The organism is Kluyvera genomosp. 3, from assembly GCF_011765685.1.
GTDB classification, from domain to species: Bacteria; Pseudomonadota; Gammaproteobacteria; order Enterobacterales; family Enterobacteriaceae; genus Kluyvera; species Kluyvera georgiana_A.
In genome coordinates, this window is the sequence record NZ_CP050321.1 from 500,093 (window position 1) to 520,854 (window position 20,762).

Below are 20,762 nucleotides of genomic sequence, written 5' to 3' on the forward strand. Positions count from 1 at the left end.
TAATGATTCTCTCCTACGCTTAATTGATGACTTTCTCACCAGGGTTCACACTCTTAGCTGTGTTAAGCAATCAAAATGATTAGCTGAATCAGGAGGTTAATAATGTTATCTGGGCAAACGCCAGCACGAGTCTGGAACACCCGCCGCACGGAAAAACAGCGCCGTCTGGCTTCCGTTCCGGTGCAGGGTAAGGTGCTGCCGACCGCAGACCTGACCGCGATGCTGGAAAAACTGATCGCGCCGGGTGACCGCGTGGTATTAGAAGGGAATAACCAAAAGCAGGCAGATTTCTTGTCCCGTATGTTGGCTGAGGTGAACCCGCAGATTGTGCACGACCTGCACATGATCATGCCAAGCGTCGGGCGCAGCGAGCATCTGGATATCTTTGAAAAAGGCATCGCCCGCAAGCTGGACTTCTCCTTCTCCGGCACCCAGAGCCTGCGCATCTCGCAGCTGCTGGAAGATGGTCAGCTGGAAATCGGCGCCATCCATACTTACATCGAACTTTACTCCCGTCTTTATGTTGACCTGGCCCCGAACGTGGCGCTGATTGCCGGTTATAAGGCTGACCGTAAAGGCAACCTCTACACCGGGCCGAGTACCGAAGATACCCCGGCGCTGGTGGAAGCCGCCGCGTTCCACGATGGCATTGTCATCGCGCAGGTGAACGAACTGGTGGATGACGAATGCGACCTGCCGCGCGTGGATATTCCGGGTTCCTGGATTGACTACGTGGTTGTCGCCGACAAGCCGTTCTTTATCGAACCGCTGTTTACCCGTGACCCGCGCCTGATTAAACAGGAACACATCCTGATGGCGATGATGGCGATTAAAGGCATCTACGCGGAACACCAGGTGCAGTCGCTGAACCACGGTATCGGCTTCAACACCGCGGCGATTGAACTGCTGCTGCCAACCTACGGCGAACAGCTGGGTCTGAAGGGCAAAATCTGTAAACACTGGACCCTGAACCCGCATCCGACGCTGATCCCGGCGATTGAAAGCGGCTGGGTAGAAAGCGTGCACTGCTTCGGCGGTGAGCTGGGGATGGAAGAGTACATCCGCGCCCGTCCGGATATCTTCTTCACCGGTTCCGACGGCTCCATGCGTTCCAACCGTGCTTTCTGCCAGCTGGCAGGTCAGTACGCGGTGGATATGTTTATCGGTTCCACCTTGCAGGTTGACGGCTACGCCAACTCCTCCACGGTGACCCGCGGTCGCCTCTCCGGCTTCGGCGGCGCGCCGAACATGGGTCACGATCCGCACGGTCGTCGCCACGCTACCCCAGCCTGGCTGAACATGATCACCGAACCGGATCCGATGCAGCGCGGTAAAAAACTGGTGGTGCAGATGGTCGAAACCTTCCAGGCCGGCGTGAAACCAACCTTCGTTGAGAAACTGGATGCGGTGGATGTCGCAAAAGCCTCCGGTATGCCGCTGGCGCCGGTAATGATTTACGGCGACGACGTGACCCACGTGCTGACTGAAGAAGGTATCGCCTACCTCTACCGTGCCAAAGATCTGGAAGAACGCCGCGCGATGGTCGCTGCGGTTGCCGGTATCACCGATATCGGTCTGGGCGTTGACGCGAAACGCGTTGCTGAGCTGCGTCAGAGCGGCAAAGTGGTCTACCCGGAAGATATGGGCATTCGTCGTACTGACGCCACCCGTTCGCTGCTGGCAGCCGGTAGCGTCGCTGACCTGGTGGAATGGTCCGGCGGTCTTTACAACCCACCTGCGAAATTCCGGAGCTGGTAATGAAACTTCTGCCCCAGATTCAGGTTGAAGGCGGTGCCGAATGGCTGGCGCGAACCGCCACGCAGTGTCTGATTGACGAAGCACGATTAAGCCCGAAACCCGGTCTGGTGGACAGTCGGGGGAACGGCGCGCACCACGATTTATCGCTTGCGTTAATGGAGCGCTCCGCGCACAGCCTGACCCCCACGTTTCAGGCGCTAGCGCTGCAAAGCTGGCAGCGTCCAGCCGATATCGCGCTGAGACAAACCGTAGGGCGACTTGGCCGAGAAGGCGAGAAACAGATGATGGCCGCCACCGACGGCGTGAATACCCACCGCGGCGCGATTTGGGCGCTGGGGCTGCTGGTCAGCGCGGTGGCGATGCACGGCGGCGTGGGCAGCGCGCAGCAGGTGGCGATGACCGCCGCCGAGCTGGCAAAACTGCCGGATGCCGCCGCGCCGAAGGTCTTCAGTAAAGGGCTACGCGCCACTCACCGCTATCAGGTGCCGGGTGCCCGGGAAGAAGCGCAGCAGGCGTTTCCGCACGTGATGCAGCGTGCGCTACCGCAGCTTCGCTTAAGCCGCCTTAACGGCAGCAGCGAAACGCACGCCAGGCTCGATGCGCTGATGGCCATCATGACCTCGCTGACCGATACCTGCGTGCTGTCCCGCGCGGGGCTGGAAGGGCTTGATGCCATGCAAGACGGCGCCCGCGCCGTGCTGAGTGCAGGTGGTAGCGCCCATCCAGCAGGTCAGGCGGCCTTAGCGGCGCTCGATAGCCACATGTTGGCGCTGAACGCCTCGCCGGGCGGCGCAGCCGACTTGCTTGCCGCCACGCTGTTTCTCGATCGCATCGAATCGCCCTATTTCAAGCATTAAGAGGATGTTATGGAACACATTACGTTAACCGTACCGGCCAGCCGCACCTTAAGCGGCAAAGCGCTGGCAGGCGTTGTGGGCTCCGGGGATATGGAGGTGTTATTCACCGCCGACCAGGGCCAGACGTTAACCATTGATATCACCACTTCCGTCGATAACAGCCGCAGCCGCTGGGAAGCGCTGATTAACCGTCTGCAGACGGTCAGCAGCCTGCCGGCAGGCCAACTGATCATCCACGACTTCGGCGCGACGCCGGGCGTGGCGCGCATCCGTATCGAACAGGTTTTTGAAGAGGTGAGCTATGCGTGATGACCGCAGTTTTATCGAATTAAAAGCGCGTCAGCGCGCGCAGGCGCTGCTGGACGAAGGCAGCTACCGTGAACTGCTCGACCCGTTTGAAGGCGTGATGTCGCCGTGGCTCGGCGCGCAGGGCATCGTCCCGCAGGCCGATGACGGCATGGTGGTGGCGAAAGGCACCATTAACGGCAAACCAGCTGTTGTTGTAGCGATTGAAGGCGCGTTCCAGGGCGGCAGCATGGGCGAGGTGTCCGGCGCCAAAATGGCGGCGGCGCTTGAGCTGGCGGCGGAAGATAACCGCAACGGTATTCCGACTCAGGCGGTACTGAGCCTGGAAACCGGTGGCGTGCGTTTGCAGGAAGCCAACCTGGGCCTGGCGGCGATTGCCGATATTCACGCGGCGATTGTTGACCTGCGCCGTTATACCCCGGTGGTCGGCATTGTCGCCGGGACCGTCGGCTGCTTCGGCGGGATGTCTATCGCCGCCGCACTGTGTAGCTATCTGATTGTCACCCGTGAAGCGCGTCTCGGCCTGAACGGCCCGCAGGTTATCGAACAGGAAGCCGGGATTGAAGAGTACGACTCCCGTGACCGTCCGTTTATCTGGAGCATGACCGGTGGCGAAATTCGCTACCAAAGCGGGCTGGTGGAAGCGCTGGTCGGCGACGGCGTCAACGCGGTGAAAGCGGCGATGAACGATGCGCTGGCTAAAGGCGTTCCGGCAAAACATCGCACCGATAACTACGACTGGTATCTCGAACGCCTGACCAACTTCGACACGCGTAAACAGGCCGATACCGAACAGATTCATGCGCTCTTTGCCCGGGAGGTGAAATGATGAGTAACGCAATGAGCCGTGGCCAATTATGGCTGGAAACCCTGGCGCCGAACGCTAAACGTATCGAGGGTCTGTGTCCGTCCGTCCAGGCTGCCGACGGCGAGCTGAACGGTGAAACGGTGCGTTTTATTGCCGTGGTGCCGGACGCGAACAACCACTACCCGCGTGCTGCGAAAGGCGAAGTGGGCCTGCTGGAAGGCTGGACCCTGGCGAAAGTGGTAAGCGAAACCATCGCCGCCGATGCCGATAAAGCCGTGAAGCGCCCGATTGTGGCGGTGATTGACGTGCCGAGCCAGGCCTATGGTCGTCGTGAAGAAGGCTTTGGCATTCACCAGGCGCTGGCCGGTGCCGCAGCGGCGTATGCCAACGCGCGTCTGGCAGGCCACCCGGTGATTGGCCTGATTGTCGGTAAAGCGATGTCCGGCGCGTTTCTGGCGCACGGCTACCAGGCAAACCGCCTGATCGCCTTTAACGACAAAGGTGTGCTGATCCACGCGATGGGTAAAGAGTCGGCGGCGCGCATCACCCTGCGTACCGTTGAGGCGCTGGAAAAACTGGCGGCAACCATTCCGCCGATGGCGTATGACATCAGCAATTACGCCACCCTGGGGCTGCTGGAGAATCTGCTGGATATCAGCAATCCGGATGCCCCGTCTGCTAACGATCTGACGCTGGTGTTAAACACCTTGCAACAGGCCATCAACGACGCTCGTCAGGACCCGACGCTGAAAAGCCGTCTGGGTGCCGACAATCGCCGCAGCTCTGCCCTCGTACGCGAACGCATGCGAGCAAGCTGGTAAGTAAAAAAGAGACCTGCAGGATGTACGGCTCCGTGGGCGCATACGCTGCGCCCGCGTGGGTCACTGCATCTGAAAAAATAATAATCATCGCGCCAGTGCTAACTTTTTTTCATTACAGGTGAAATATGACTTACGTAATTGTTCATGCTCTTGCTCCGATTTTCGTCATTATGTTGCTGGGATTCTGGGCCGGGAAGGCCAAAATGGTGGATAACAAGAATGTCTCCCTGCTCAATATCTTCGTGATGGACTTCGCGCTGCCCGCCGCGCTGTTTAGCGCCACGGTACAAACACCGTGGGCCGGCATCGTTGCGCAGTCGCCGCTGATTGTGGTGCTGACGCTGGCAATGTGGATTACCTATGCCGCCATCTACTTTATGGCGACCAAACTCTTCAATAAATCGCCACAGGATGCCGCCGTGCTGACCCTGACCGTTGCGCTGCCAAACTACGCCGCGCTGGGTCTGCCGATTCTGGGTAGCGTGTTGGGTGAAACCTCTTCCACCTCGCTGTCCGTTGCCGTTTCCATCGCCTGCGGCTCTGTGCTGATGACGCCGTTCTGCCTGCTGATCCTCGAACGTGAGAAAGCGCGTGCGGAAGGCGGTAACTCCGGTTCTACGCTCTCCATGCTGCCGGTACTGATGTGGCGCTCGATTAAAAAACCGATCGTGATGGGGCCGCTGTTGGGGGTTATCCTCTCTGCCATTGGTATTAAAATGCCGGAACTGGTGCTGGCGGCTATTAAACCGCTGGGTCTGTCCGCGACTGCGGCCGCACTGTTCCTGACCGGTGTGATCCTCTCTGCGCGTAAACTGCAGATCAACACCGTGGTGATCACCTCGACCATTGCCAAGCTGCTGATTCAACCAGCAATTGCCTGGGGTATCGTGCTCATCTTCGGCCTGCATGGCTCCGTAGCGATTACCGCTATCCTGATGATTGCGCTGTCTGCCGGTTTCTTCGGCGTGGTGTTCGGTAACCGCTTTGGCGTGCAGTCGCCGGATGCAGAAGCCGTGCTGCTGTTGAGTTCGGTACTGTGTATCCTGTCGCTGCCGCTGTTTATCTCGCTGACTTCAGGAATCTAAATCATGAGCACAACATTACGCCCACACGACTTAATCTGGCTGAACGCGCGCGACGCGCTCGAAGATGTCACGGAATCCTGGGTGGATACCGTCTGGCATAGCGGCCTGCCGGTAGTGGTGCGGCGTGATGTTGATGCGCAGGGGCGCATTCCCGTGGGTGTCCGCGGGATGAAACGCGAGCAGCGCGCCGCCGGTTGGGTAAAAGCGGAGGCGGTCGTTCGCGTCTGCTCGCCGGAATCTCTGGTGGATGCGCAGTCGCTGCTGCGTTCGCCCTTTATCTCTCAGCCACCGGTTCAGGTGGCTTTGTTATTGGCGCAGCAGGCGTGGCCGTGGACGTGGGGTATTACCGGGAGTACCGGCTATGCGTTGGCGACCGGGATCCCGGTTATCCACGCGGCAAGCGATTTGGACCTGCTGATCCGCGCGCCGCAGCCGCTCTCCCGTGAGGCGCTGGAGAAGTGGCAGCAGCAGCTGGCAGGCGGGCTGTGCCGGGCAGATACCCAGGTGGATACCCCGCGCGGCGGCTTTGCCCTCAATGAGTGGCTGCGCGATGGAAAAGCGCTGTTAAAAACCTCACAGGGGCCGCAGTTGGTCCGCGACCCGTGGGGCAGGGAGGAGTCATGAAAATTCTGTTTACCTTTCCGGGGCAGGGGACGCAGCACCCAGGGATGCTGCAAAACCTTCCGGGGACGGAGCTGACCCAGGCGCGTGACGTGTTGGGGGCCGAGGTGGATACGCTGGATAGCCCTGAAGCGTTGAAACATACCCGAGCCGTTCAGCTGTCTCTACTGATTGCCGGCGTTGCCTGGGCGCGTGAGCTGGAACGTCGTGGCGTAGCGCCCGATATCGTGAGCGGGCTGTCGATCGGCGCTTATCCGGCAGCGGTTATCGCGGGTGCGCTGGAATTCAGCGATGCGCTGCGGCTGGTGGCGCTGCGCGGTGATTTGATGGAGCAAGCGTACCCACACGGTTACGGTCTGACGGCCATTATGGGGCTGACGCTCAATCAGGTGGAAGCGCTGGTGGCTGATAGCGGTACTTACATCGCCAACCTGAATGCGGAAACACAGATTGTGATTGCCGGTACCGATGAAGCGATGGCTGAAGTGGCAAAACGCGCGATGGCAAAAGGGGCAACTAAAGCGCCTCGCCTGGCGGTGAGCGTGCCATCGCATTGTGAACTGCTGGCCGAGCCCGCGCAAAAGTTGGTTGAGGCGTTCAGCCATGTGATGCTTTCCCGCCCACGCTACGCCTACCTGAGCGGCAGTACCGGGCGCGTGCTGTGGCAGCCGGAACGCATTGCCGACGATCTGGCGATGAATATGGCGCGCACGGTGCGTTGGCAGGAGGCGGTTATCTCCGCTAACGAACGTGAAGCGCGGCTCGCGATTGAAATGCCACCCGGTGGCGTGCTGACCTGCCTGACGCGTCAGGCTGCATGGGAAGGGGAGTCTATCGCCCTGGAACGCAGCGGTATGGATGTGGCCGTGCACCTGGCGAAACGGCTTCGTGCGTGATGTGATTGCCCGATGGCACTGCGCTTATCGGGCCTACGGCTCGCACCTGATGTAGGCCGGATAAGACGCGTAGCATCGCCATTCGGCAATCAGGCGTTCTGGTTCAGCGTCCTGGCGTACATGCGCCCTTCGGCGGCCAGCGCTAACAGGCTTGGGTCGCGCTCGCGGTTGCGGGCAAAGACGATGGCGATAAGCTGCTGCATCTGATACGGCTCAGCCAGTTTTTGTAGCTTCACGGTATTTTCATACATCTTCTTCATTCGCCCCGGCATCAAACAGAAACCCACCCCTGCCTGTACCAGACTGAGCATTGAGAAGATATCGTTCACGCGAGTGACAATCTCCGGCTCGAACCCGGCGATATGAAACGCTTCCTGGAAACCGGCGTAGGTCGCAAACCCTTCCGCCAGCGAGACAAACTTTTCATGGCGATAGTGGCGCAGGTCCGCCTTCGCGGTGGTATCCAGCGCGGCGGACATCGGCGCGGCGAGGTAGATATCGTCGTGGAACAGGGGGAGCACTTCGAGGCTGTTGCGGTCGATTTCGCTTTCGGAAATGGAGATGAGGATGGCATCCAGAACGCCGTCTTCCAGCATTTTCAGCAGCGCCTCGTTAGATCCCATGGTGAGGTCCAGCTCCAGGTCCGGACGGCGCAGCTTCATCCCCATAATCAAGTGCGGCACCGTCTCCAGCGTCAGCGAGTAGAGCGTGCCCACACGTAAACGGCCCTGGCCCACGCCTGCCGTTTTGCGCGTCTCTTCCAGCCCGCGCTCCATCAGCTGCGTGACTTCCTGACAGTATTCCAGCAGCGTCCACGCCGCCGGTTGGGCAATCAGGTTGCGGCCTTTATGGACGAACAGCGGACAACGAACGTTCTCTTCCAGCGTATGCAACGCCCGGTGCACGCTGACGCCGCTGATATTCAGCGCCTCGGCGGTACGGGCGATGTTGCCCTTCTCCATAAAGGTCATGAAGATGGTGAGCTTGCGGAAGGTAATGTCATCGGTGATTGACAGGTTCATCGTCCGCCCCGTGCGTTAGTCGTTCTGCATCATTTGCTCAAGCTGCTCCTGCGCCTCAAGCCATGCCATTTCACACTCTTCCAGCCCGGATTTGGCGCTGGCCTGCAGTTGCAGACACTCGGTCATCTCCGCTTTACGGCTTGGGTCATACAGGCTGCTGTCGCCAAGCTTCTCTTCTGCTTTTGCCAGTTGGGCATTGAGCTTCTCCATCTCTTTTTCCAGACGGGTAATCTCTTTACGCAGCGGCTGCGTCAGAGTGCGTAGCTCGGCTTCGCGACGCTTCTGATCTTTGCGTGACTGGGCGCTGTTGGCGTTGTTTTCCTTCGGCGCGTCGTCGGCCTGGTTTTCCTGCTTCTGCACGTCGCTCAGCCACTGCTGATAATCTTCCAGGTCGCCGTCGAATGGTTCGACCTTCTTATCATGCACCAGGTAGAGATCGTCGGTGGTGGAGCGGATCAGGTGACGATCGTGCGAGACGACAACCAGCGCGCCTTCGAAATCAATCAGCGCTTCGGTGAGCGCCTGGCGCATGTCGAGATCCAGGTGGTTGGTCGGTTCATCGAGCAGCAGCAGGTTTGGACGCTGCCAGACGATCAGCGCCAGCACCAGGCGAGCTTTCTCGCCGCCAGAGAAGCGGGCGGTCTGTTCGGTGACTTTATCGCCCTGGAAGCCGAAGCCGCCGAGATAGTCGCGCAGCTTCTGCTCCAGCTCCTGCGGCGCCATGCGCGCCAGATGTTGCAGCGGGGATTCATCCGCGCGCAGGAACTCCAGCTGGTGCTGGGCGAAGTAGCCGAGCTTGATGCCTTTGGCGAGGCCAATCTCACCGTGTAGCGGCTCCAGTTCGCCCGCCAGGAGCTTAATCAGCGTCGACTTACCCGCACCGTTACGGCCCAGCAGGCCGATGCGCGAACCCGGCACCAGGTTCAGCTTGATAGATTCAAGGATTGTGCGATCGCCATAGCCCGCGCTGACCTTTTCCATTTTCAGCAGCGGGTTTGGCAGGCTTTCCGGCGCGCGGAAGCTGAAGTGGAACGGGTTGTCGACATGAGCCGGGGCAATCAGCTCCATACGCTCAAGCATCTTGATACGGCTCTGCGCCTGCTTGGCCTTGGTGGCCTTGGCGCGGAAACGATCGATGTAGCTTTGCAGATGCGCCACGCGCTCCTGCTGGCTTTCGTACATTGCCTGTTGCTGAGCCAGGCGAGTGGCACGCTGCACTTCAAATGAGCTGTAGTTGCCGGTGTACTCGAACATCGTTTCCTGTTCGATATGAATAATTTTGTCCACCACCGGGTCGAGGAAGTCGCGGTCGTGGGAAATCAGAATCAGCGTGCCCTGATAGCTTTTGAGCCATCTTTCCAGCCAGATCACCGCGTCAAGGTCGAGGTGGTTAGTCGGTTCATCGAGCAGCAGCAGGTCGGAGCGGCAGATCAGCGCCTGCGCCAGGTTGAGGCGCATACGCCAGCCGCCGGAGAAGTCGCTGACCGGGCGGGTAAGCTGCTCGTTGCTGAAGCCGAGGCCGTGCAGCAGGCTGGAGGCGCGAGAGCGGATGGTCCACGCGTCAATCGCGTCCAGCTTGCCGTGAACGGTGGCAATGGCGTGGCCGTCATTACGTTCGTTGGCGTCATTCAATTGAGCTTCCAACTGGCGGAATTCGCGGTCACCGTCAATGACATACTCCAGAGCGGGTTGAGGCAGCGCAGGGGTTTCCTGGTTTACCCACGCCAGTTGCCAGCTGCTGGGGTAGGTAAAGTTGCCGCCATCGGCGCTTATCTCGTTTTTCAGCAGCGCGAGCAATGTGGATTTGCCGCAGCCGTTTTTCCCCACCAGGCCGACTTTTTGCCCGGGGTTGATGGTGGCCGATGCGTTATCCAGCAGGACACGCACGCCGCGACGAATTTGTAACGAGGAGAAAACAATCATAAGGCGCCGTATGTTCTGAATATGTTAAATTGTCATTGTGGTAATGTAATGTGGTAAGCGAATCGCTAGACCGGGCCGCAATGGTAGCCCAAAACGATGACTATACACAAAATCATTCCGGTTGCGTGCCAACCAGCCAGAAAGAGGATGTGATTGACGCCCGGGAGGGGAATAATGACGCAGACAGCGAAAGTATTGCTGATCTATGCCCATCCGGAATCACAGGACTCGGTTGCTAACCGGGTTTTGCTTAAGCCGGCTTCGCAGTTAAGCAACGTCACGGTGCACGATCTCTACGCGCACTATCCGGACTTTTTTATTGATATTCCTCGCGAGCAGGCGCTGCTGCGCGAGCATGACGTTATCGTCTTTCAGCATCCGCTTTATACCTATAGCTGTCCTGCGCTGCTTAAAGAGTGGCTCGACCGCGTGCTAAGCCGTGGCTTTGCCAGCGGTATAGGGGGAAACCAGCTGGCGGGAAAGTACTGGCGGAGTGTGATCACCACCGGCGAGCCGGAAAGCGCCTACCGTCACGATGGCCTGAATCGCTATCCGATGAGCGATATCCTGCGCCCGTTTGAGCTGACCGCCGCCATGTGCCACATGCACTGGATGAACCCGATTATCGTCTACTGGGCGCGACGTCAGCCGCCCAATGAACTGGCAAACCATGCTAAAGCCTACGCTGACTGGCTGGCGGCGCCGATTGTGGCAGGGGGGCGATGATGGAAGGTTCAGATTTGTTATTAGCGGGGGTGCTGTTTCTCTTCGCGGCGGTGGCGGCGGTGCCGTTAGCCGCGAGGCTGGGCATCGGCGCGGTATTAGGTTATCTGCTGGCGGGGATTGCGATTGGCCCGTGGGGACTGGGTTTCATCAGCGACGTCGACGAAATTCTTCACTTCTCCGAGCTGGGCGTGGTGTTCCTGATGTTTATCATCGGGCTGGAACTGAACCCCACCAAGCTATGGCAGCTGCGACGCCCCATTTTTGGTATTGGCGCCGCGCAGGTCATGCTCAGCGCGGCGATCCTCGGCGGGCTGCTGATGCTGACCAACTTTTCGTGGCAGGCGGCGGTGATTGGCGGGATTGGCCTGGCGATGTCATCGACGGCGATGGCCTTGCAGCTGATGCGCGAAAAGGGGATGAACCGCAGCGAAGCCGGGCAGCTTGGCTTCTCGGTGCTGTTGTTTCAGGATTTAGCTGTCATCCCGGCGCTGGCGCTGGTGCCGCTGCTGGCAGGGGCCGGTGACGATCATGTCCACTGGCAGACCGTTGGCCTGAAGGTGCTGGCTTTTGCCGGAATGTTGATTGGCGGGCGCTATCTGCTGCGCCCGGTATTCCGTTTTATCGCCAGCTCAGGCGTACGTGAAGTGTTTACCGCGGCGACGCTGCTGTTGGTCCTCGGTTCCGCGCTGTTTATGGATGCGCTGGGGCTGTCTATGGCGCTGGGCACCTTTATTGCGGGCGTGCTGTTGGCGGAAAGCGAATATCGCCACGAACTGGAAATCGCTATCGAGCCGTTTAAAGGGCTGCTGTTGGGGCTGTTCTTTATTTCGGTGGGCATGTCGCTGAATCTCGGTGTGCTCTACACCCATCTGTTGTTGGTTGTGGGCTGCGTGGCGCTGCTGGTGGCGGTGAAGACACTGGTGCTGTATCTGCTGGCGCATGTGAACGGTATGCGCAGCTCAGAGCGTATGCAGTTTGCCAGCGTGCTGAGTCAGGGCGGCGAGTTTGCCTTCGTACTCTTTTCCGCCGCCTCGTCGTTCAAAGTCTTCAAGGGTGACCAGATGTCGCTGCTGCTGGTGACGGTCACGCTGTCGATGATGACCACGCCGCTACTGATGAAGGTTGTGGATCTGGTCCTGTCGCGTCGTTTCAACGGCCCGGAAGAGGAAGATGAAGCGCCGTGGGTGGAGGATGATAAGCCGCAGGTGATCGTGGTGGGCTTTGGCCGTTTCGGTCAGGTGATTGGCCGTCTGCTGATGGCCAATAAGCTGCGCATTACCGTCCTCGAGCGTGATATCAGCGCGGTTAACCTGATGCGCAAATACGGCTATAAGGTTTATTACGGCGACGCTACACAGGTGGAGCTGCTGCGCTCGGCGGGGGCCGAACAGGCACAGTCGATCGTCATTACCTGCAACGAACCGGAAGATACCATGAAGCTGGTGGAAATCTGCCAGCAGCACTTCCCGCATCTGAACATTATGGCGCGTGCACGGGGACGTGTGGAGGCGCACGAACTGTTACAGGCAGGCGTGGTACAGTTTTCTCGCGAGACTTTTTCCAGCGCGCTGGAGCTGGGGCGTAAGGCACTTATCTCAACCGGGATGCACCCACATCAGGCCCAGCGCGCCCAGCTGCACTTTAAGCGCCTGGACATGCGCATGCTGCGTGAACTTATGCCGGTCCACAGCGATACCCAACAAATTTCGCGCGTGCGGGAAGCGCGGCGGGAGCTGGAGGAGATCTTCCAGCGTGAGATGCAACAAGAGCGACGGCAGTTGGACGGCTGGGACGAATTTGAATAGAAGGTGAGTATGGCGGTACGTAAACGTTTTATCGCGGGCGCAAAATGCCCGTCGTGTCAGGCGCAGGATTCCATGGCGATGTGGCGCGAGAATAATATCGATGTGGTTGAATGCGTTAAGTGCGGGCACCAGATGCGTGAAGCCGATAAAGAAGCGCGCGATCACGTGCGCAAAGAGGAACAAGTGATCGGGATTTTTCATCCGGAGTAGCGATCCGTGCTGTCTTTTTTTAAGCTTATGGGTACACGGGTGTAGAATTCCGCTACAATCTGCGCCACTAAAATATTCCCATGCTCAGGAGATATCATGAAAGTAGCAAAAGACCTGGTGGTCAGCCTGGCCTATCAGGTACGTACAGAAGACGGTGTGTTGGTTGATGAGTCTCCGGTAAGTGCACCGCTGGACTACCTGCATGGTCACGGTTCCCTGATCTCCGGCCTGGAAAATGCGCTGGACGGTCACGATGTTGGTGATAAATTCGACGTTGCTGTGCAAGCTAACGACGCTTACGGTCAGTACGACGAAAACCTGGTGCAGCGCGTTCCTAAAGACGTCTTCATGGGCGTTGACGAGCTGCAGGTTGGTATGCGCTTCCTGGCGGAAACCGACCAGGGTCCGGTTCCGGTTGAAATCACCGAAGTTGAAGACGACCACGTTGTGGTTGACGGCAACCACATGCTGGCTGGCCAGAACCTGAAGTTCAGCGTAGAAGTTGTGGCTATCCGTGAAGCAACGGAAGAAGAACTGGCTCATGGCCACGTTCACGGCGCGCACGACCATCATCACGATCACGGTGAAGACGGTTGCTGCGGCGGTCACGGCCACGACCACGGTCATGACCACGGCGGCGAAGGCTGCTGCGGCGGTGGCGGTAAAGGCCACGGCGGCTGCGGCTGCCACTAATCCCTCTCGTTCTCTTGAACGACAGAGACAAAAAAAGCGGGGAAACCCGCTTTTTTTACGTCTTAATAATGGGGCGGCGGCGTCTCTTCAGACTGTGACGCGATGTTGGACGGCTGGCTGGCTTTGAGTTTTTCCGTCAGCAGACGCAGATGCTCGCGCAGTTTGGCCATCTCCATTTCATGAGCGGTCACCGTCTGGTTGAGATCCTCAATGGTGATCTCCTGGAAGGCCAGTCGGCTTTCAAGCTCCTCCAGACGCGCCTCGATAGTCGTTTCCTGCATGATGTCTCTCTCTACTCTGTTATCGCCAAAAGCGTTTCCGACGCGGCGGATTCTACGCAACTTTATCCCAGCATGCAGCACTGCCGTTCGTGAGCGGAAACTAATTTAAACAAAAAGAGTCTGAAAAGGGTCGATATCAGGAGCGTTCGTATGTAGATTTCCTCTACAACGTTTTATAGTACGCTTCTCATTTAGTTAACATGGGGCGAGAGGCCCCGGCCCTGGAGAGATGGATGAAATCACTGTTTAAAGTAACGCTTCTGGCAACCACAATGGCCGTTGCACTGAATGCGCCTCTGACCTTCGCGGCTGACGCTGCGGCGAAAGCGGCCCCGGCAGCAGAAAGCAAAGCTGCATTCAAAAATGACGACCAGAAATCTGCTTATGCGCTGGGCGCATCGCTGGGTCGTTACATGGAAAATTCTCTGAAAGAACAGGAAAAACTGGGCATCAAACTGGATAAAGACCAGCTGATCGCCGGCGTTCAGGACGCCTTTGCTGATAAGAGCAAACTGTCCGATCAGGAAATTGAACAAACTCTGCAGGCTTTCGAAACTCGCGTGAAGACCTCCGCTCAGGCGAAGATGGAAAAAGACGCGGCTGATAACGAAGCGAAAGGCAAAGCCTACCGCGACAAGTTCGCCAAAGAGAAGGGCGTGAAAACCTCTAAAACCGGCCTGCTGTTTAAAGTAGAGAAAGAAGGCTCCGGCGAAGCACCGAAAGACAGCGACACCGTGGTTGTTAACTACAAGGGTACGCTGATCGACGGTAAAGAGTTCGATAACTCTTACACCCGCGGTGAGCCGCTCTCCTTCCGTCTGGATGGCGTTATCCCTGGTTGGACTGAAGGCCTGAAAAATATCAAGAAAGGCGGTAAAATCCAGCTGGTTATCCCACCGGATCTGGCATACGGAAAAACCGGCGTTCCGGGTATTCCGGCGAACTCCACGCTGGTCTTCGACGTTGAACTGTTAGACGTTAAACCGGCGCCGAAGGCCGAAGCGCAGCCTGAAGCCGCACCGGCAGATAAAGCTGCTGAAGCGAGCAAAAAATAAGAGTCAGATAGCCGCCGCCCACAGGGCGGCGGCTTTTTATTATCGGCAGGATATAATTAATGCTGGAAAGCGCCTTATGCGCTGTATTACTTTAGATGCCCCTAATAGTGATGAGCCTGCCCTGACAACATAACGACAGGCTCCTGAAAAGGAGTGCTTTTTTTCATGTCCAGGTCGCTTTTAACCAACGAAACCAGTGAACTTGATTTACTGGATCAACGTCCTTTCGATCAGACCGACTTCGATATTCTTAAATCCTACGAAGCGGTGGTGGACGGGTTGGCGATGCTCATTGGTTCCCACTGCGAAATCGTGCTGCATTCACTTCAGGATCTTAAATGTTCGGCAATACGCATCGCAAACGGTGAACATACCGGGCGCAAAATCGGCTCGCCGATTACCGACCTCGCACTCCGTATGCTGCATGATATGACCGGGGCGGATAGTAGCGTTTCCAAATGCTATTTTACTCGCGCCAAAAGCGGCGTGCTGATGAAGTCGGTCACCATTGCCATCCGTAATCGTGAGCAACGCGTCATTGGCTTGCTGTGCATCAACATGAACCTCGATGTGCCGTTCTCACAGATTATGAACACCTTTATTCCGCCAGAGACGCCGGAAGTGGGCTCTGCGGTTAACTTCGCCTCCTCGGTGGAGGATCTGGTGACCCAGACGCTGGAGTTCACTATCGAAGAGGTCAATGCCGATCGCAATGTTTCCAATAACGCCAAAAATCGCCAGATCGTGCTTAACCTTTACGAGAAAGGCATCTTCGACATCAAAGATGCGATCAACCAGGTGGCTGACCGCCTGAATATCTCCAAACACACGGTGTACCTCTACATTCGTCAGTTCAAGAATGGCGATTTCCTGGGGCAAGATAAGTAATGCGTTTTGCCCTGATGGTGACCGGGCCAGCCTATGGTACGCAGCAGGCCAGCAGCGCGCTGCAGTTTGCGCAGGCGGCGCTGGCAGAAGGTCACGAGATAGCCTGTGTGTTTTTCTATCGCGAAGGGGTATACAACGCCAATCAGCTGAGTTCCCCTGCCACCGATGAGTTTGATCTGGTTCGCGCATGGCAATCGCTGCATGATACGCACGGCGTGGCGCTGCATATTTGCGTCGCCGCCGCGCTACGTAGAGGCGTGACGGATGAAACGGAAGCCGGGCAGCTTGGGCTGCCGACCTCTAACTTACAGCCGGGTTTCTCGCTGAGCGGATTGGGTTCGCTGGCCGAAGCCGCGCTGACCTGCGATCGAATGGTGCAGTTCTGATGAAACGCGTCGCGTTTGTTTTCTCCAGTGCGCCGCACGGCAGCGCCGCTGGCCGGGAAGGGCTGGATGCGCTGCTGGCGACGTCAGCATTAAGCGAAGACCTTGGCGTCTTTTTCATTGGTGATGGCGTGTTTCAACTGCTCAGCCAGCAGACGCCCGCGGTGATTCTGGCGCGTGACTATATCGCCACCTTCAAGCTGCTGGCGCTCTACGATATTGAAAACTGCTGGATCTGCGCCGCCTCAATGCGTGAACGCGGTCTGGCGGCCGATACGGCATTTGTCGCCGATGTGGAACCGTTAGAACCGGATGCGCTGCGGGAACGGCTTAACGGCTATGATGTCATTCTGCGCTTCTGAGGCCCCTATGCTGCATACACTCAGTACTTCACCCTGGCATTCCGATATCGCGGGTATGATCCGTCTGATGGCTGAAGGTGATGATTTGCTGCTGCTCGCCGATGGCGTGCTCGCGGCAGTGGAAAACAGCCACTTTCTTGAAATCCTGCGTGCTGCCCCCATATCCATCCATGTGTTGAATGTAGATGTGCAAGCGCGCGGTCTTTGTGCTCAAATTTCGAGCGATGTCATCATGGTCAGCTATACTGACTTCGTCAGGTTAACGGTAAAACACCCGGCTCAAATGACCTGGTAATGCCATACCGTTGTATATTTCTTGACACCCTTTCGGCATGGCCCTAAAATTTCGCGTCCTCATATTATATGAGGCGATTTATTACGTGTTTACGAAGCAAAAGCTAAAACCAGGAGCTATTTAATGGCAACAGTTAACCAGCTGGTTCGCAAACCACGTGCTCGCAAAGTTGCAAAAAGCAACGTGCCTGCACTGGAAGCCTGCCCGCAGAAACGTGGCGTATGTACTCGTGTATATACTACCACTCCTAAAAAACCGAACTCCGCACTGCGTAAAGTTTGCCGTGTTCGTCTGACTAACGGTTTTGAAGTAACCTCCTACATCGGTGGTGAAGGTCATAACCTGCAGGAGCACTCCGTGATCCTGATCCGTGGCGGTCGTGTAAAAGACCTTCCGGGTGTTCGTTACCACACCGTTCGTGGTGCGCTTGACTGCTCCGGCGTTAAAGACCGTAAGCAAGCTCGCTCCAAGTATGGCGTGAAGCGTCCTAAGGCTTAATGGTTCTCCGTTAAGTAAGGCCAAACGTTTTATATTAATGTCAAACTAAACTCTTTGAGTTTTGGACAATCCTGAATTAACAACGGAGTATTTCCATGCCACGTCGTCGCGTCATTGGTCAGCGTAAAATCCTGCCGGATCCTAAGTTCGGATCAGAACTGCTGGCTAAATTTGTCAATATCCTGATGGTAGATGGTAAAAAATCTACTGCAGAATCAATCGTATACAGCGCGCTGGAGACCCTGGCTCAGCGTTCTGGTAAAAATGAACTGGAAGCTTTCGAAGTCGCTCTCGAAAACGTTCGCCCGACTGTAGAAGTTAAATCCCGCCGTGTAGGTGGTTCTACTTATCAGGTACCAGTTGAAGTTCGTCCGGTCCGTCGTAATGCTCTGGCAATGCGTTGGATCGTAGAAGCTGCTCGTAAACGCGGTGATAAATCCATGGCTCTGCGCCTGGCGAACGAACTTTCTGACGCTGCAGACAACAAAGGTACTGCAGTTAAGAAACGTGAAGACGTTCACCGTATGGCAGAAGCCAACAAGGCGTTCGCACACTACCGTTGGTAATCCCTTCGGAGTATTAGTCACCAGGCGGGCGCTTCAGCGAAGCTGCCCGCTTTGGGTTACTTAACTGAACGCCTAAAAAGATAAACGAGGAATCAAATGGCTCGTACAACACCCATCGCACGCTACCGTAACATCGGTATCAGTGCGCACATCGACGCCGGTAAAACCACTACTACCGAACGTATTCTGTTCTACACCGGTGTAAACCATAAAATCGGTGAAGTTCACGACGGCGCCGCTACCATGGACTGGATGGAGCAGGAGCAGGAACGTGGTATTACCATCACTTCCGCTGCAACTACTGCATTCTGGTCTGGTATGGCTAAGCAGTATGAACCGCATCGCGTAAACATCATCGACACCCCGGGGCACGTTGACTTCACCATCGAAGTAGAACGTTCCATGCGTGTTCTTGACGGTGCGGTAATGGTTTACTGCGCAGTTGGTGGTGTTCAGCCACAGTCTGAAACCGTATGGCGTCAGGCTAACAAGTATAAAGTACCGCGCATCGCGTTCGTTAACAAAATGGACCGTATGGGCGCTAACTTCCTGAAAGTTGTTGGTCAGATCAAAACCCGTCTGGGCGCGAACCCTGTTCCGCTGCAGCTGGCAATTGGCGCTGAAGAAGCGTTCACCGGTGTTGTTGACCTGGTGAAAATGAAAGCCATCAACTGGAACGAAGAAGATGCAGGTGTAACCTTCACTTATGAAGATATCCCGGCTGACATGCAGGAACTGGCTGACGAATGGCACCAGAACCTGATCGAGTCCGCTGCTGAAGCTTCAGAAGAGCTGATGGAGAAATACCTGGGTGGTGAAGAACTGACTGAAGAAGAGATCAAAAAAGCTCTGCGTCAGCGCGTTCTGAACAACGAAATCATCCTGGTAACCTGTGGTTCTGCGTTCAAGAACAAAGGTGTTCAGGCGATGCTGGATGCGGTAATTGATTACCTGCCATCCCCGGTTGACGTACCTGCGATCAACGGCATCCTGGACGACGGTAAAGATACTCCGGCTGAGCGTCACGCAAGCGACGACGAGCCGTTCTCTGCACTGGCGTTCAAAATCGCTACCGACCCGTTTGTTGGTAACCTGACCTTCTTCCGTGTGTACTCCGGTGTGGTTAACTCTGGTGATACCGTACTGAACTCCGTGAAAGCTGCACGTGAGCGTTTCGGTCGTATCGTTCAGATGCACGCTAACAAACGTGAAGAGATCAAAGAAGTTCGCGCGGGCGACATCGCTGCTGCAATCGGTCTGAAAGACGTAACCACTGGTGACACCCTGTGTGACCCGGATGCGCCGATCATTCTGGAACGTATGGAATTCCCTGAGCCGGTAATCTCCATCGCAGTAGAACCGAAAACCAAAGCTGACCAGGAAAAAATGGGTCTGGCTCTGGGCCGTCTGGCTAAAGAAGACCCGTCATTCCGCGTATGGACTGATGAAGAATCTAACCAGACCATTATCGCCGGTATGGGTGAGCTGCACCTCGACATCATCGTTGACCGTATGAAGCGCGAATTCAACGTTGAAGCGAACGTCGGTAAACCTCAGGTTGCTTACCGTGAAGCGATTCGCGCGAAAGTTACCGATATCGAAGGTAAACACGCTAAGCAGTCTGGTGGTCGCGGTCAGTACGGTCATGTTGTTATCGACATGTACCCGCTGGAGCCGGGTTCCAACCCGAAAGGCTACGAGTTCATCAACGACATTAAAGGTGGTGTAATCCCTGGCGAATACATCCCGGCCGTTGATAAAGGTATCCAGGAACAGCTGAAATCTGGCCCGCTGGCTGGTTACCCGGTTGTTGACATGGGTGTTCGTCTGCACTTCGGTTCTTACCATGACGTTGACTCCTCTGAACTGGCGTTTAAACTGGCCGCTTCTATCGCCTTCAAAGATGGCTTTAAGAAAGCGAAACCAGTTCTGCTTGAGCCGATCATGAAGGTTGAAGTAGAGACTCCGGAAGAGAACACTGGTGACGTTATCGGTGACTTGAGCCGCCGTCGTGGTATGCTCAAAGGTCAGGAATCCAACGTGACTGGCGTTGTGATCCACGCTGAAGTTCCGCTGTCCGAAATGTTCGGTTATGCGACTCAGCTGCGTTCACTGACCAAAGGCCGTGCTTCTTACTCCATGGAGTTCTTGAAGTACGACGATGCGCCGAACAACGTTGCTCAGGCCGTTATTGAAGCCCGTGGTAAATAATCCACAGGATTAAAACCTAAGTCCCGTGCTCTCTCCAAAGGGGAGAGCACTATAGTAAGGAATATAGCCGTGTCTAAAGAAAAATTTGAACGTACAAAACCGCACGTTAACGTCGGCACCATCGGCCACGTTGACCACGGTAAAACTACCCTGACCGCTGCAATCACCACCGTACTGGCTAAAACCTACGGCGGTGCTGCTCGTGCTTTCGACCAGATCGATAACGCTCCGGAAGAAAAAGCTCGTGGTATCACCATCAACACTTCCCACGTTGAATATGACACCCCGACCCGTCACTACGCACACGTAGACTGCCCGGGGCACGCCGACTATGTTAAAAACATGATCACTGGTGCTGCTCAGATGGATGGCGCGATCCTGGTTGTTGCTGCGACTGACGGCCCGATGCCGCAGACTCGTGAGCACATCCTGCTGGGTCGTCAGGTAGGCGTTCCGTACATCATCGTGTTCCTGAACAAATGCGACATGGTTGATGACGAAGAGCTGCTGGAACTGGTAGAAATGGAAGTTCGTGAACTTCTGTCTCAGTACGATTTCCCGGGCGACGACACTCCGATCGTTCGTGGTTCTGCTCTGAAAGCGCTGGAAGGCGAAGCAGAGTGGGAAGCGAAAATCATCGAACTGGCTGGCTTCCTGGATTCTTACATCCCAGAACCAGAGCGTGCGATTGA

The 20,762-nt window shown here is 56.6% G+C and carries 24 protein-coding genes; 21 read left to right on the forward strand and 3 right to left on the reverse strand.

The window, feature by feature from the left end; genetic code table 11:
- Positions 1-102 precede the first annotated feature (102 nt).
- From mdcA to mdcH, 8 genes are all read left to right on the forward strand, one after another.
- Positions 103-1,758 (forward strand): malonate decarboxylase subunit alpha, encoded by a 1,656-nt coding sequence (gene mdcA / locus GY169_RS02290; RefSeq protein ID WP_038634792.1) that lies wholly within the window; start codon positions 103-105, stop codon positions 1,756-1,758.
- Positions 1,758-2,615, forward strand: coding sequence for a triphosphoribosyl-dephospho-CoA synthase (locus GY169_RS02295; protein WP_163446663.1), 858 nt, complete (start codon positions 1,758-1,760; stop codon positions 2,613-2,615). The genes mdcA and GY169_RS02295 overlap by 1 nt, the downstream gene beginning before the upstream one ends.
- A gap of 9 nt (positions 2,616-2,624) precedes the next feature.
- On the forward strand, positions 2,625-2,924 hold the full coding sequence (gene mdcC, locus GY169_RS02300; RefSeq protein WP_065356471.1) for a malonate decarboxylase acyl carrier protein: 300 nt from the start codon (positions 2,625-2,627) through the stop codon (positions 2,922-2,924).
- Complete coding sequence (locus GY169_RS02305; RefSeq protein WP_163446661.1) at positions 2,917-3,750, forward strand: biotin-independent malonate decarboxylase subunit beta; 834 nt, start codon at positions 2,917-2,919, stop codon at positions 3,748-3,750. The genes mdcC and GY169_RS02305 overlap by 8 nt, the downstream gene beginning before the upstream one ends.
- Positions 3,750-4,550, forward strand: coding sequence for a biotin-independent malonate decarboxylase subunit gamma (mdcE, locus tag GY169_RS02310; protein ID WP_167577236.1), 801 nt, complete (start codon positions 3,750-3,752; stop codon positions 4,548-4,550). Before GY169_RS02305 ends, mdcE begins: the two co-directional genes overlap by 1 nt.
- A 125-nt stretch (positions 4,551-4,675) precedes the next feature.
- Positions 4,676-5,635, forward strand: coding sequence for an AEC family transporter (locus GY169_RS02315; protein WP_137397991.1), 960 nt, complete (start codon positions 4,676-4,678; stop codon positions 5,633-5,635).
- Between the two features lie 3 nt (positions 5,636-5,638).
- The gene (locus tag GY169_RS02320; protein ID WP_163446659.1) at positions 5,639-6,259 is read left to right on the forward strand and encodes a malonate decarboxylase holo-ACP synthase; all 621 of its coding nucleotides are present in this window, start codon (positions 5,639-5,641) and stop codon (positions 6,257-6,259) included.
- Positions 6,256-7,152 carry a malonate decarboxylase subunit epsilon gene (gene mdcH, locus GY169_RS02325; protein WP_167574916.1) on the forward strand — a complete coding sequence of 299 codons (897 nt, stop codon included), beginning with the start codon at positions 6,256-6,258 and terminating at the stop codon, positions 7,150-7,152. Before GY169_RS02320 ends, mdcH begins: the two co-directional genes overlap by 4 nt.
- Before the next feature lie 89 nt (positions 7,153-7,241).
- Here the strand turns inward: mdcH and GY169_RS02330 are convergent, their stop codons facing one another.
- Both GY169_RS02330 and GY169_RS02335 read right to left on the reverse strand, forming a co-directional pair.
- Entirely contained in the window at positions 7,242-8,174 is a 933-nt protein-coding gene (locus tag GY169_RS02330) for a LysR family transcriptional regulator (protein WP_167574917.1), read from the reverse strand.
- 15 nt (positions 8,175-8,189) lie between these two features.
- Positions 8,190-10,097: an ABC transporter ATP-binding protein gene (locus tag GY169_RS02335; RefSeq protein WP_167574918.1), complete on the reverse strand. Its 1,908-nt coding sequence runs from the start codon at positions 10,095-10,097 to the stop codon at positions 8,190-8,192.
- A 174-nt stretch (positions 10,098-10,271) separates the two neighbouring features.
- Between GY169_RS02335 and kefG the strand changes: the two genes are divergently transcribed.
- From kefG to slyD, 4 genes are all read left to right on the forward strand, one after another.
- Entirely contained in the window at positions 10,272-10,823 is a 552-nt protein-coding gene (gene kefG / locus GY169_RS02340) for a glutathione-regulated potassium-efflux system ancillary protein KefG (RefSeq protein WP_167574919.1), read from the forward strand.
- The gene (kefB, locus tag GY169_RS02345) at positions 10,823-12,628 is read left to right on the forward strand and encodes a glutathione-regulated potassium-efflux system protein KefB (protein WP_163446908.1); all 1,806 of its coding nucleotides are present in this window, start codon (positions 10,823-10,825) and stop codon (positions 12,626-12,628) included. The genes kefG and kefB overlap by 1 nt, the downstream gene beginning before the upstream one ends.
- 9 nt (positions 12,629-12,637) lie before the next feature.
- Positions 12,638-12,838 (forward strand): YheV family putative zinc ribbon protein, encoded by a 201-nt coding sequence (locus GY169_RS02350; RefSeq protein WP_106925165.1) that lies wholly within the window; start codon positions 12,638-12,640, stop codon positions 12,836-12,838.
- Positions 12,839-12,934: 96 nt separating this feature from the next.
- Positions 12,935-13,531: a peptidylprolyl isomerase gene (gene slyD, locus GY169_RS02355; protein WP_064541588.1), complete on the forward strand. Its 597-nt coding sequence runs from the start codon at positions 12,935-12,937 to the stop codon at positions 13,529-13,531.
- Between the two features lie 62 nt (positions 13,532-13,593).
- On the opposite strand, the gene GY169_RS02360 is transcribed toward slyD, so the two are convergent.
- Positions 13,594-13,812 carry a protein SlyX gene (locus tag GY169_RS02360; protein ID WP_163446646.1) on the reverse strand — a complete coding sequence of 73 codons (219 nt, stop codon included), beginning with the start codon at positions 13,810-13,812 and terminating at the stop codon, positions 13,594-13,596.
- Between the two features lie 233 nt (positions 13,813-14,045).
- On the opposite strand from GY169_RS02360, the gene fkpA reads away from it, so the two are divergent.
- The 9 genes from fkpA to GY169_RS02405 all read left to right on the forward strand — a co-directional run.
- A complete protein-coding gene (fkpA, locus tag GY169_RS02365; protein ID WP_167574920.1) occupies positions 14,046-14,867 on the forward strand; it encodes an FKBP-type peptidyl-prolyl cis-trans isomerase in 822 nt (273 codons plus the stop codon).
- A gap of 165 nt (positions 14,868-15,032) precedes the next feature.
- Positions 15,033-15,755 carry a transcriptional regulator gene (locus GY169_RS02370; RefSeq protein ID WP_163446642.1) on the forward strand — a complete coding sequence of 241 codons (723 nt, stop codon included), beginning with the start codon at positions 15,033-15,035 and terminating at the stop codon, positions 15,753-15,755.
- A complete protein-coding gene (gene tusD / locus GY169_RS02375; RefSeq protein WP_167574921.1) occupies positions 15,755-16,141 on the forward strand; it encodes a sulfurtransferase complex subunit TusD in 387 nt (128 codons plus the stop codon). The genes GY169_RS02370 and tusD overlap by 1 nt, the downstream gene beginning before the upstream one ends.
- Positions 16,141-16,500 carry a sulfurtransferase complex subunit TusC gene (tusC, locus tag GY169_RS02380; protein WP_167574922.1) on the forward strand — a complete coding sequence of 120 codons (360 nt, stop codon included), beginning with the start codon at positions 16,141-16,143 and terminating at the stop codon, positions 16,498-16,500. The genes tusD and tusC overlap by 1 nt, the downstream gene beginning before the upstream one ends.
- 7 nt (positions 16,501-16,507) lie before the next feature.
- The gene (tusB, locus tag GY169_RS02385; protein ID WP_065356483.1) at positions 16,508-16,795 is read left to right on the forward strand and encodes a sulfurtransferase complex subunit TusB; all 288 of its coding nucleotides are present in this window, start codon (positions 16,508-16,510) and stop codon (positions 16,793-16,795) included.
- A gap of 123 nt (positions 16,796-16,918) precedes the next feature.
- Positions 16,919-17,293, forward strand: a complete 375-nt coding sequence (gene rpsL / locus GY169_RS02390) for a 30S ribosomal protein S12 (RefSeq protein ID WP_000246815.1) — start codon at positions 16,919-16,921, stop codon at positions 17,291-17,293.
- A 95-nt stretch (positions 17,294-17,388) separates the two neighbouring features.
- Positions 17,389-17,859, forward strand: coding sequence for a 30S ribosomal protein S7 (gene rpsG / locus GY169_RS02395; protein WP_035894363.1), 471 nt, complete (start codon positions 17,389-17,391; stop codon positions 17,857-17,859).
- A 96-nt stretch (positions 17,860-17,955) separates the two neighbouring features.
- Complete coding sequence (gene fusA, locus GY169_RS02400) at positions 17,956-20,070, forward strand: elongation factor G (RefSeq protein WP_064541605.1); 2,115 nt, start codon at positions 17,956-17,958, stop codon at positions 20,068-20,070.
- Positions 20,071-20,139: 69 nt separating this feature from the next.
- A partial coding sequence (locus GY169_RS02405) for a GTP-binding protein (protein WP_167574923.1) occupies positions 20,140-20,762 on the forward strand: 623 nt, incomplete at its 3' end.